At 71.5% G+C, this 11,472-nt stretch carries 10 protein-coding genes; 7 read left to right on the plus strand and 3 right to left on the minus strand.

Features of this window, described 5'->3' with window-relative positions; translation table 11 throughout:
• Positions 1 to 79 precede the first annotated feature (79 nt).
• From pyrE to rpoZ, 3 genes are all read right to left on the minus strand, one after another.
• Positions 80 to 664 (minus strand): orotate phosphoribosyltransferase, encoded by a 585-nt coding sequence (gene pyrE / locus ACFFJB_RS06225; protein WP_376830392.1) that lies wholly within the window; start codon positions 662 to 664, stop codon positions 80 to 82.
• Between the two features lie 29 nt (positions 665 to 693).
• Positions 694 to 3,036, minus strand: coding sequence for a RelA/SpoT family protein (locus ACFFJB_RS06230; RefSeq protein WP_376830393.1), 2,343 nt, complete (start codon positions 3,034 to 3,036; stop codon positions 694 to 696).
• Between the two features lie 325 nt (positions 3,037 to 3,361).
• Positions 3,362 to 3,757 carry a DNA-directed RNA polymerase subunit omega gene (gene rpoZ, locus ACFFJB_RS06235; protein ID WP_376830394.1) on the minus strand — a complete coding sequence of 132 codons (396 nt, stop codon included), beginning with the start codon at positions 3,755 to 3,757 and terminating at the stop codon, positions 3,362 to 3,364.
• A gap of 316 nt (positions 3,758 to 4,073) precedes the next feature.
• On the opposite strand from rpoZ, the gene fabD reads away from it, so the two are divergent.
• The 7 genes from fabD to gmk all read left to right on the plus strand — a co-directional run bounded on the left by fabD (position 4,074) and on the right by gmk (position 11,385).
• Positions 4,074 to 5,021: an ACP S-malonyltransferase gene (gene fabD, locus ACFFJB_RS06240; protein ID WP_376830395.1), complete on the plus strand. Its 948-nt coding sequence runs from the start codon at positions 4,074 to 4,076 to the stop codon at positions 5,019 to 5,021.
• A 142-nt stretch (positions 5,022 to 5,163) separates the two neighbouring features.
• A complete protein-coding gene (fabG, locus tag ACFFJB_RS06245; RefSeq protein ID WP_376830396.1) occupies positions 5,164 to 5,901 on the plus strand; it encodes a 3-oxoacyl-[acyl-carrier-protein] reductase in 738 nt (245 codons plus the stop codon).
• Positions 5,902 to 6,259: 358 nt separating this feature from the next.
• Complete coding sequence (locus tag ACFFJB_RS06250; RefSeq protein WP_376830397.1) at positions 6,260 to 6,496, plus strand: acyl carrier protein; 237 nt, start codon at positions 6,260 to 6,262, stop codon at positions 6,494 to 6,496.
• A 141-nt stretch (positions 6,497 to 6,637) separates the two neighbouring features.
• Complete coding sequence (fabF, locus tag ACFFJB_RS06255) at positions 6,638 to 7,900, plus strand: beta-ketoacyl-ACP synthase II (protein WP_376832569.1); 1,263 nt, start codon at positions 6,638 to 6,640, stop codon at positions 7,898 to 7,900.
• A gap of 373 nt (positions 7,901 to 8,273) precedes the next feature.
• Positions 8,274 to 9,674, plus strand: a complete 1,401-nt coding sequence (mltG, locus tag ACFFJB_RS06260) for an endolytic transglycosylase MltG (RefSeq protein WP_376830398.1) — start codon at positions 8,274 to 8,276, stop codon at positions 9,672 to 9,674.
• Between the two features lie 174 nt (positions 9,675 to 9,848).
• Positions 9,849 to 10,715, plus strand: a complete 867-nt coding sequence (locus tag ACFFJB_RS06265) for a YicC/YloC family endoribonuclease (protein WP_376830399.1) — start codon at positions 9,849 to 9,851, stop codon at positions 10,713 to 10,715.
• A gap of 4 nt (positions 10,716 to 10,719) precedes the next feature.
• The gene (gmk, locus tag ACFFJB_RS06270; protein ID WP_376830400.1) at positions 10,720 to 11,385 is read left to right on the plus strand and encodes a guanylate kinase; all 666 of its coding nucleotides are present in this window, start codon (positions 10,720 to 10,722) and stop codon (positions 11,383 to 11,385) included.
• The last annotated feature ends 87 nt before the right edge of the window (positions 11,386 to 11,472 follow it).

Genomic DNA, 11,472 nt, shown 5'->3' on the forward strand with positions numbered 1-11,472 from the left:
GATGGCGCCGGCGCGCCGGGCAGGGTGGCGGGCGTCGCGCCGGCGTCCGCCGTGATCCGGCGCGGGGACGCCGGGAGCCTCAGGCCTTCAGGCCGCGGCTGCCGGGCTTGACCGGCGGAATCGCCGCCAGCTCCGGCGGCAGCTGGTCGGCCGGATAGGCGGGAATCTCGATCTGCGCCAGCGACACCAGCGGCGCGCCGATGTCGGCCTTGCCGCCGGAGCGGTCGATGAGGCAGGCGGCGCCGACCACATTGGCCGAATAACGGCCGATGGCCGCCAGACATTCGCGGGAGGAGAGGCCGGTGGTGATGATGTCCTCCACCATCACCACCCGGGCGTCCTGCGGGATCACGAAGCCGCGGCGCAGCTCGAACTGGCCGTCCACGCGCTCCACGAAGATCGCCTTCGCTCCCAGATGGCGGGCGGTCTCATAGCCGGGCACGATGCCGCCCACCGCCGGCGACACCACCACGTCGATCCTGCCGAACGCGTCTTCAACCTTTTTCGCCAGGGCGCGGCACAGCCTTTCGGTGCGGACCGGATCCTGGAAGACGAACATCTTCTGGATGAACACCGGGCTGCGCAGGCCGGAGGAGAGGATGAAGTGGCCTTCGAGCAGGGCGCCGGCGTCGCGGAATTCGGCGAGGGTTTCTTCCTGGGTCATGGGCGAGGGGGACCTTGTTCGGCCGCGGCTTACTCCGTGACGCGCTCGACGTTGGTGACGACGCGCTTGGCGCGCAGCTCGGCGATGATGCTGTTGAGGTGTTTAAGGTCCCACACCGAGAGGTCAACCGTGACGTTGGTGAAGTCCGGGGTCGGGCGCACCATGGAGACGTTGTCGATGTTGCCGTCGTGGTCGGCGATCACCTGGGCGATCTGGGCGAGGCTGCCCGGCTCGTTGATCGATTTCATGCGGATGCGGGCCGGATAGCGCTGGCGGCCGCGGCCTTCGGTGTCCCAGCGCACGTCGATCCAGCGCTCCGGCTCGTTCTCGAAGGCGGCCAGCGCCGGCGACTGGATGGGATAGATGGTCACGCCCTCGCCGGGGGTGAAGATGCCGACGATGCGGTCGCCGGGCACGGCGCCGCCGCCGGGGGCGAAGCGCACCGGCAGGTCCTTGCCGGCGCCGCGAATCGGCAGGGCGTGGGGCGAATCCTGCTGCCCGCCGGGAATCTGCAGCTTCACCGTGCTGTCCGACTTCAGGTCGAACCAGCCGGCCATGGAGGGCGCGTCGGGCGCGGCGCGGATTTCTTCCTCGTAATCCGGATAGATGGCCCGGACCACGTCGCCGGACCAGATTTCGCCCCGGCCAACGGCGGCCAGCACGTCCTCCGCCGACTGGCGGGCGAGGCGCGGCAGGGCGGCGCGCAGCTTGTCGTCGTCAAAGGCCTTGCCGGCGCGCTCGAAGGCGCGGGTGAGGATCTGGCGGCCAAGGCCGGCGTACTGCTTGCGCACGGCGGCGCGCGAGGCGCGGCGGATGGCGGCGCGCGCCTTGCCGGTGACGGCGAAATTCTCCCACGCCGCCGGCGGGGTCTGGCCGGGGGCGCGGATCACCTCCACCTCGTCGCCGTTCTGCAGTTCGGAGACCAGCGGCGCGAGGCGGCCGTTGATCTTCACGCCCACCGCCGAGTCGCCCACGTCGGTGTGCACCGCATAGGCGAAGTCGATGGCGGTGGCGCCGCGCGGCAGGGCGATGAGCCGGCCCTTGGGCGTGAAGCAGAACACCTGGTCGTGGAACAGCTCCAGCCTGGTGTGCTCCAGGAACTCCTCCGGGCTGTCGCCTTCGGCCAGCAGCTCGACGGTGCGCCGCAGCCAGCGGTAGGCGCTGCTTTCCGCCGCCAGGGCGTCGCCGCTGCTGACGCCCTCCTTGTAGAGGGCGTGGGCGGCGATGCCGTATTCGGCGACGTCGTCCATCTCACGCGTGCGGATCTGCAGCTCGACGCGCTGGTGGCCGGGGCCGACCACGGTGGTGTGGATGGAGCGGTAATCGTTCTGCTTCGGGGTGGAGATGTAATCCTTGTAGCGGCCGGGCACCATCGGCCAGGTGGTGTGCACCACCCCGAGGGTGCGGTAGCAGTCCTCCACCGTGTCGACGATGACGCGGAAGCCGAAAATGTCGGAAAGCTGCTCGAAGCCCACCGACTTGCGCTCCATCTTGCGGAAGATGGAGTAGGGGGTCTTGGCGCGGCCCCTGACCGTGGCGCTGATGCCGGCGGCGGCGAGGCGCTCGCGCAGGTCGCTCTCGATCTGGCGGATCAGGGCGCCGTTGCGGCCCATCATCTCCTCGAGGCGGCGGCGGATGGTGTCCTGCGCGTCGCTGTTCAGGTAGTGGAAGGCCAGCTCCTCCAGCTCCTGGCGCATTTCGTGCATGCCCATGCGGCCGGCGAGCGGGGCGTAGATGTCGAGGGTCTCCTGGGCGATGCGCCGGCGCTTGTGGTCCGGCATGTGCCCGAGCGTGCGCATGTTGTGCAGGCGGTCGGCCAGCTTCACCAGCAGCACCCGCACGTCGGCGGCGATGGCCAGCAGCAGTTTGCGGAAATTCTCGCCCTGCTTGGCCTTCTGCGAGACGAAGTCCAGTTTCTTGATCTTGGTGAGGCCGTCGACGAGTCCGCCGATCTCCGGGCCGAACAGGCGGTCGATCTCCTCGCGGGTGGCGTCGGTGTCCTCGATGACGTCGTGCAGGATGGCGGCGGCGATGGTGGCGTCATCCAGCTTCATGTCGCAGAGAATCGCGGCGACGGCGAGCGGATGGTCGAAGAAGGGGTCGCCGGAGGCGCGCACCTGGCTGCCGTGGGCGCGCATGGCGTAGACATAGGCGCGGTTCAGCAGCGCCTCGTCGGCGTCGGGATGGTAGCTTTTCACCCGCTCCACCAGCTCGTACTGGCGCATGAACGGCCGGCGCGGCCGCCTGCGGGCCGGCCTGTCCTGCGGCTGCGGGGCCGGGGCGTCCTGCGGCTGCGCCGGCGCCGGCGCCGGGGGCTGCGCCGCCGCCGCGGTGGTCATGGTGGGCGTGTTGCTGTCCGCTGTCGTTTTCATTGTCGCCACTGTACGCCTGATCCCCGCGCTGGCGGCGTCCGCCGGGACGCCAGCGCCTGGCCGTCTCCCGGATGGGGCGGGCCGCGCCATCCGCCGCCGGAGCCGCGCCCCGGGGCGTGGTGGTCGCCGGCATGAACGGGATAGCCGGAAAACTTAACCCTTCGCCGGCTCCGCCGCCACAAAAACAGGCAGGCGGGGCGGCGCGCCTGCGCGCGCCGGCGTCCGGGCGGCGACAAAAAAGCCCGGCGCGACGGCCAGGCTTGTCGTCGTCCGCCGGGGGCGCCGGCGAAAGCTGGCGCCCGCCGCCGGCGGACGCCCGGGCGGATCAGCCCTCGTCGTCGTCGGTCTGGGCCGGAGGCACCAGGCCGTCGAGGCCGCGCAGCAGGTCCTCCTCGCTCATGCGGTCGAACTCCTGCAGGTCGTCGTCGGCCGCGCCAATGGCCGCGCCGAGGGCGGCGCGGCTCGGCACCGCGTCTTCTTCCGGCTCGTCCACTTCCACGTGCTTCTGCAGGGAGTGAATCAGGTCCTCCCTGAGGTCATCGACCGAAATGGTCTCTTCCGCGATCTCGCGCAGGGCCACGACCGGGTTCTTGTCGCGGTCGCGGTCCACGGTGAGCGGCGCGCCGGACGAGATCATCCGCGCCCGGTAGCCGGCCAGCAGGACCAGTTCGAAACGGTTGTTTACCTTGTCGATGCAGTCTTCGACAGTGACGCGAGCCATTAAGGGCTCCCTTCAAAAGGATCTGAATGGTGCGGAAACACGTCCAGATACACGCTGGCGCGCCACAAGGCAAGGCGGCGGCGCGCGGGCGCGCGCCGCCGCCGGACGGGAGCGGGACGCGCCACGCCGCGCCGCAGCGCGCCCGGCGGGGCGGATTTACTTGACACGCGGGACGCGCGGCGCCACTGCCGCGCCGCAGGGAACCGCGTTCACGCCATTATAGCCGGCGGCGCGGCTTGCGCCAGTATGCGCGCCATTAAGGCCGGGCGGAGCGCGCCGCAAGGGCGCCCGCGGTCGCAGCATGGATGGACAGACGATGAAAGCAGCTTTCACCTTTCCGGGGCAGGGAAGCCAGGCGGTCGGCATGGGCAGGTCGCTCGCCGACAACTTCCGCGTGGCGCGCGATGTTTTCGCCGAGGTGGACGACGCGCTGGGCCAGCGCCTGTCGAAGCTGATGTGGGAGGGGCCGGCCGACGAGCTGACCATGACCGCCAACGCCCAGCCGGCGCTCATGGCGGTGAGCGTGGCCGCGATTCGCGTCCTTGAGGCGGAGGCCGGCCTCGACATCGGCGCCGAGGCGGCGTTCGTCGCGGGCCATTCGCTGGGCGAATATTCGGCGCTGGCGGCGGCGCGCAGCCTCAGCCTCGCCGACGCCGCCCGCCTGCTGCGCATTCGCGGCGACGCCATGCAGAAGGCCGTGCCGGTGGGCGAGGGCGCCATGGCGGCGCTGATGGGCCTGGAGTTCGAGGACGCCGACGCCGTGGCCCGCGAGGCCGCCGGCGCGGGCGAGGTCTGCTCCGCCGCCAATGACAATGGCGGCGGCCAGGTGGTGATTTCCGGCACGCGCGCCGCGGTGGAGCGGGCGCTGCCGCTGGCCCAGGAGCGCGGCGCCCGGCGGGCGGTGATGCTGCAGGTGTCCGCTCCCTTCCACTGCGCGCTGATGCAGCCGGCCGCCGACGCCATGGCCGGGGCGCTCGCCGGCGTGACCATCAACGCCCCGCTGGCGCCGCTGGTGGCCAACGTCACCGCCCGGCCGGAGACGGATCCGGAGACGATCCGCCGCAATCTCGTCGCCCAGGTCACCGGCGCGGTGCGCTGGCGCGAGAGCGTCGCCTTCATGGCCGGCGAGGGCGTCGGGACCTTCTATGAGATCGGCGCCGGCAAGGTGCTGACCGGGCTGGTGAAGCGCATCGCCGCCAGCGCGAAGGGCGTGGCCATCGGCACGGCCGAGGACGTCGCCGCCTTCGTGGCGGCGCGCCGGTAAGCGCGGAAGGCGCCGGCGAACGGAGCCGGCGGGCGCCGCGCCCGCCGGATGTCACCGGGCGGCGATTGCAACAGGCGTCGCCCTGTCGTCATGGTGGCGCCGCCTTCCGGGCGGGAGGCGGGGCAGCATCAGGGAAAAACGCATGTTTGATCTGACCGGCCGCAAGGCCCTGGTAACCGGCGCGAGCGGCGGCATCGGCGGCGCCATCGCCCGGGCCCTGCACGCCCGGGGCGCCGAGGTGGCGCTGTCGGGCACCCGTCGCGAGGCGCTGGAGCAGCTCGCCGCCGAACTGGGCGGGCGGGTTCACGTCACGCCCGCCGACCTCTCCAGCGCCGAATCGGTGGAGGCGCTGGTCCCGGCGGCCGAGGCCGCCATGGGCGGCCTCGACATTCTGGTGAACAACGCGGGAATCACCCGCGACAACCTGTTCATCCGCATGAAGGACGAGGAGTGGGACGCGGTGATCGCCGTGAACCTCACCGCCTCCTTCCGTCTCATGCGCGCCGCGGTCAAGGGCATGATGCGCCGCCGCTACGGCCGCATCATCAACATCGGCTCGGTGGTCGGCGCCACCGGCAATCCCGGCCAGGGCAATTACGCCGCCGCCAAGGCGGGCCTGGCCGGCATGTCCAGGGCGCTGGCCGCGGAAGTGGCCAGCCGCAACATCACCGTCAACGTCATCGCGCCCGGCTTCATCGTCTCGCCGATGACCGACGCCCTGAACGAAAAGCAGAAGGAGGCGATCCTCGCCAACATTCCTTCGGGCCGGCTGGGCGAGGGCGACGACGTGGCCGCCGCGGCGGTGTATCTGGCCTCCGCCGAGGCCGGCTACGTCACCGGCCAGACGCTGCACGTGAACGGCGGCATGGCCATGTTCTGACGGTGACGGCCTGACGTACCGTCACTGGCGCGACCGCTCCGGCTCCGGCGGAATTTTCTCCGCCGGCGGCGGCGGCGACGTGAAGATGTGACGGGCTCACCGGCCGGGCGGCGGGATTTTCCAAGGCTTTTTCACCGGAAGTTTTGGCGCTCGCCTCCTGGTTATCAATATGTTACCAGAGCCCGCCAGGCGGGCGCCACTTGACGGCGCGCTGAAAAGCAGGCTTGCAGTAGCGCCAGACCTGCGGCCTTGACGGACCGACCACTCCGATGATTGACGGCGTCAGCGGCCTTGGCTTCAGTAAGGACGCCACATCGGGCGGCCGTACGCCATATGACTGTAAAACGAGGACCGAACGATGAGTGACATCGCTGAACGCGTTAAGAAGATCGTTGTTGAGCATCTCGGCGTGGAAGCCGACAAGGTCGTAGACAACGCCAACTTCATTGACGATCTCGGCGCCGACAGCCTCGACACGGTCGAACTGGTCATGGCGTTCGAAGAAGAGTTCAACGTCGAGATTCCGGACGACGCCGCCGAGACCATCGTGACGGTCGGCGACGCCGTGCGCTTTCTCGAGAAGCACGCTGGCTGAGGCGGCTCTCTCCGGAAGATGAATTGCCGGCGGCCCCGGGACCGGCGCGCATGCGCGCGGGTCGCGGGGCGCGCCATGCGTATCGGGGGCCGCGCGGCCCTCGTCGCATGACTGGATGCATGGGATTGGACGCGCATGACTATGAGACGGGTCGTCGTCACGGGTCTTGGCATGGTGACGCCGCTGGGCGGCGACGTTGAGACCACCTGGAGCAACGTGCTCGCCGGTAAGAGCGGGGCCCGCGCCATCACCGCGTTCGACGTGTCCGACCTTCCCTGCCGCATCGCCTGCCAGATCCCGGTCGGAGACGGCTCCCGCGGCACGTTCAGCCCCGACCGCTGGATGGACCCCAAGGACCAGCGCAAGGTCGACCCGTTCATCGTCTACGCCATGGCCGCCGCCGGCCAGGCGCTCGAGGACGCCGGCTGGAAACCCCGGACCGCCGGAGACCAGAACGCCACCGGCGTGCTGATCGGCTCCGGCATAGGCGGCGTCGGCGGCATTTATGAGGCCTCGGTCACGCTCGCCGAAAAGGGGCCGCGCCGCATCTCGCCGTTCTTCATTCCCGGCCGCCTCATCAATCTCGCCTCCGGCTACGTCTCCATCGCCCATGGCCTGAAGGGCCCCAACCATTCGGTGGTCACCGCCTGCTCCACCGGCGCCCACGCCATCGGCGACGCCGCCCGTCTGGTGGCGCTCGGCGACGCCGACGTCATGGTGGCCGGCGGCACGGAATCGCCGGTCAACCGGCTGTCGCTGGCCGGCTTCGCCGCCTGCCGCGCCCTGGCCACCAGTTTCAACGACGCTCCCGAACGCGCCTCGCGTCCGTGGGACCGCGACCGCGACGGCTTCGTCATGGGCGAGGGCGCCGGCGTGGTCGTGCTTGAGGAGCTCGAGCACGCGAAGGCGCGCGGCGCGCGCATTTACGCAGAGGTCATCGGCTACGGCCTCTCAGGCGACGCCTATCACATCACCTCGCCGGCGGAAGACGGCGACGGCGCTTTCCGCTGCATGACGGCGGCGCTGAAGCGCGCCGGCCTGCCGGCCGGGACGGTGGACTACATCAACGCCCATGGCACCTCCACGCCGCTGGGCGACGAGATCGAGCTGCGCGCCGTGGAGCGCCTGCTCGGCGACGCCGCCGGCCGCGTCTCCATGTCGTCCACCAAGTCGTCCATCGGCCACCTGCTGGGCGCCGCCGGCGCGGTGGAGGCGATTTTCTCGGTCCTCGCCATTCGCGACCAGATCGTTCCGCCGACGCTCAACCTCGACAATCCGTCGGTGGAGACGCCTGTCGACCTGACGCCCCACGCCGCCCGCAGGCGGGAGGTGAACGTGGCGCTGTCCAATTCGTTCGGTTTCGGCGGCACCAACGCCTCGCTGGTGTTCCGCCGCCACGCCTGAACGGCTCTCCCTGTCCACGCGCCGTTTTCGCGCAAGGCTTGCGCGACGGCGCGTTTTTTCGTCGTATTTCGCCGTCACGATCCGCGTCCGGCCGGGCGTTTCTCCAGGCCAGCCGGGCGCCCGGGGGGCGCGCCGGAAGGGTGCCAGCGGCCCCGGGCGGGACGGGGCGTTCCGCGGCGTCCCGTTCCGGGGCTGGCGGAAAGGGCGTTTCTGGCGTCAGGTCGCGACGGTCCGGGCGGCGTTCGGCCGTTCCGGCGATGGACGCGGGACGGACGCCGGGCGCGGAGCGCGTCGCGCCGGCGCTCCCGCCGCCCGCGCGGTCCGGAGGACGACGCCGCGACGCGGGGCCGGGCGGGGTTTGAGTGGACAGGGCATGAACGATAGCAACAGGACTTCCATCGGCAAGACTCCGGCTTCTCCGGAAACGGGAGGCCGCGCCCGGCCGCTGAAGAGCCCGAGTGAAGCGATAAAGCCCGAGACGCCTCCGGGGCCGCCGCCGCGCAAGCCGCGCGCCCGCGGCGGATTCGTGGACGCCATGAGCAACATGTTCACCGTGCTGGCCGTCGGCGCGGTGGCCGTGGCCGGGGCCGCCTGGCTGGTGAAGAGCGAGTTCAACGCTCCAGGCCCGCTGGATGCGGACAAGGCGGTGATGGTGCGCGGCGGCGTGCGCGCCGTGGCGGAGACCCTGCGCAGGGAAGGGGTGATCGCGCACCCCATGCTGCTGGTGGCCGGCGTCTATCTCACCGGCCGCAATGACGACGTGAAGGCGGGCGAATACCTGTTCCGCACCGGCGCCAGCCTGCGCCAGGTGATGGACACCCTCGTCTCCGGCAAGACCGTGCTGCACAATTTCACCGTGCCCGAGGGGCTGACCAGCGAGCAGATCGTGGCGCGCCTGCGCGAATCCGACCTGCTCACCGGCGACGTCGCCGAGGTGCCGCCGGAAGGCTCGCTGCTGCCGGAGACCTACAAGGTGTCGCGCGGCGCCTCGCGCCAGCAGCTGCTGGACCGCATGCGCCAGGAGGCGAAACGGGTGCAGCAGGAGGTGTGGGCCCGCCGCGCGCCGGACCTGCCGCTGAAATCGCCGGAAGAGCTGGTGACCCTGGCGTCCATCGTCGAAAAGGAGACCGGGCGCGCCGACGAGCGCACCCGCGTCGCCGGCGTGTTCATCAACCGCCTGCAGAAGGGCATGCGGCTGCAGTCCGACCCGACGATCGTTTACGGCATCGTCGGCGGCAGGGGCTCGCTCGGCCGGCCGCTCAGCCGCGCCGACATCAACACGCCGACGCCCTACAACACTTACGTCATCAACGGCCTGCCGCCGGGGCCGATCGCCAATCCCGGCCGCGCCGCGCTGGAGGCGGTGGCCAATCCCTCGCGCACGAAGGACCTGTATTTCGTCGCCGACGGCGCCGGCGGCCACACCTTCTCCGAGACGCTTGACCAGCACAACCGCGGCGTGGCCCGCCTGCGCCAGCTGGAGGCCCAGCGCCGCGCCCAGGAGGCGCGGCAGGGCGAGGCGGCGGGCGCCGGCGCCGCCGCGCCTGCCGCCGGCGACGGCGCGGCGACCGCGCCGGAGGCTGCGGGCGCTTCCGGCTCCGGCAGGCCCGACCCCGCCGCGCCCGGGGCCGCCGCGCCCGGGACAGGCGGCGAGGCGCCGGCGACGGGCCGGCGGCCGCGGGCGTTCGACGCCTCGGAAGGCACGCCGCTTGATCCGCTGCTCAACAAGACCTGGGACCTGAACTCGCCGCAGCAGGTGCCCAGGGTGCGCTGATCTCCCGCTGACTTGTCCCGCGCCGCCGGCGGCGGCCTTGCGCCGCTCCGGCGGCTGCTCCATAAGCCGTGCGCGGGGAGCCGCGCCGCGTCCGGCGCCGCTCCCGTTTCCACGAACCGGCCGCGTCCGGCGCGGCCCTGCCGGAGGACGGCGAGGCTTATGGCGATAGCAAGCATGACAGGGTTCGCCCGCACCGAGGGCGCCGCCGGCGGTCTGTCGTGGGTGTGGGAGATCCGCAGCGTCAACGGACGCAGCCTCGACATCCGCATGCGCACGCCCGCGGGATTCGACCGCTGCGGCGAGGCGGCCCGCCGGGCCATCGCCGCCAGCGTGCGGCGCGGCGCCTGCCACGTGTCGCTGGTGGTGAACCGCGCCAGCCAGACGCCGGGCGTGCGCGTCAACCTCGACGTGGCGCGCAAGGTGCTGGAGGCGTTCGCCACGCTGGAGCGTCCCCCCGGCGTCGGACCGCTGACCATGGACGCGGTGCTGGCGGTGCGCGGCGTGGTGGAGGCGGTGGACGCCGACGCCGCGCCGGACGACGCCGCCTACGCCGCCATCGAGTCCAGCGCCGGCGAGATGGTGGCGGCCATGGTGGCCATGCGCGCCGCCGAGGGCGCGGCGCTGGAGCAGGTGCTGCGCGGCCAGCTGGACCAGATGGCGACCCTGGTTGAGGCGGCGGAGAACGCCCCCGGCCGGCGGCCGGAGGCCATACGCGCCCGCCTCGGGCAGCAGCTGGCCATGCTGGCCGGCGCGCCGGTGGCGCTGGATCCGCAGCGGCTGCACCAGGAGGCGATGCTGATGGCCAGCCGCGCCGACATCCGCGAGGAGCTGGACCGGCTGAAAACCCATGTGGCGGCGGCGCGGGCGCTGCTGGACGAGGGCGGTCCGGTGGGCCGGCGTCTCGACTTCCTCGCCCAGGAGCTGTCGCGCGAGGCCAACACGCTGTGCGCCAAGGCCGGCGATCCGGGGCTCACCGCCACCGGCCTCGAGCTGAAAACCGTGGTCGAGCAGTTCCGCGAACAGGTCCAGAACGTCGAGTGACGCCATGAAAGCCAACATTCCCGACGCGCCCGTGGCCCGCCGCGGCTTCATCCTGATCCTGTCGTCGCCTTCGGGGGCGGGCAAGTCGACGCTGACGCGGCTGCTGTCGCAGAATCAGGAGCTTGACCTGCGCCTGTCGGTTTCGGCCACAACCCGGCCAAAGCGCCCGTCCGAGATCGACCAGGTGCATTACAGCTTCATGGACCGGCAGGAGTTCGAGGCGCTGCGCGACCGCGACGGCTTTCTGGAATGGGCCGAGGTGCACGGCAATCTCTACGGCACGCCGCGCGCGCCGGTGGAGAAGACGCTCGCCTCCGGCCATGACATGGTGTTCGACATCGACTGGCAGGGCACCCTGCAGGTGGTGGAGAAGATGAAGGACGACGTCGTCACCGTCTTCATCCTGCCGCCGTCGATGACCGAGCTGCGCAACCGTCTGGTGCGTCGCGCCGAGGACAGTCCCCAGGTCATCGACGCCCGTCTCGCCGCCGCCCGCGACGAGATCGCCCGCTGGGAGAACTATGACTACGTGCTGGTCAACGAGGATCTGGACCAGAGCTACAACGCGCTGCTGGCCATCATCGCCGCGGAGCGGCTGAAGCGCCGCCGCCAGCCGGCGCTGGCGCAGCTGGTGGAAGCGCTGATGCAGGGCCCGCTCCCCACCGCCTGACCCGGCGCGCCGGCCCGTCGCGGCGCGCCGCCCCGGCGGGGACGGCGAAAAGCGCCGGAACGGCCGGCGGCGCGGGGCGCGCGGCCG

It is taken from the genome of Camelimonas abortus (assembly GCF_042432745.1).
In the GTDB taxonomy this organism is placed as follows: Bacteria; Pseudomonadota; Alphaproteobacteria; order Rhizobiales; family Beijerinckiaceae; genus Camelimonas; species Camelimonas abortus.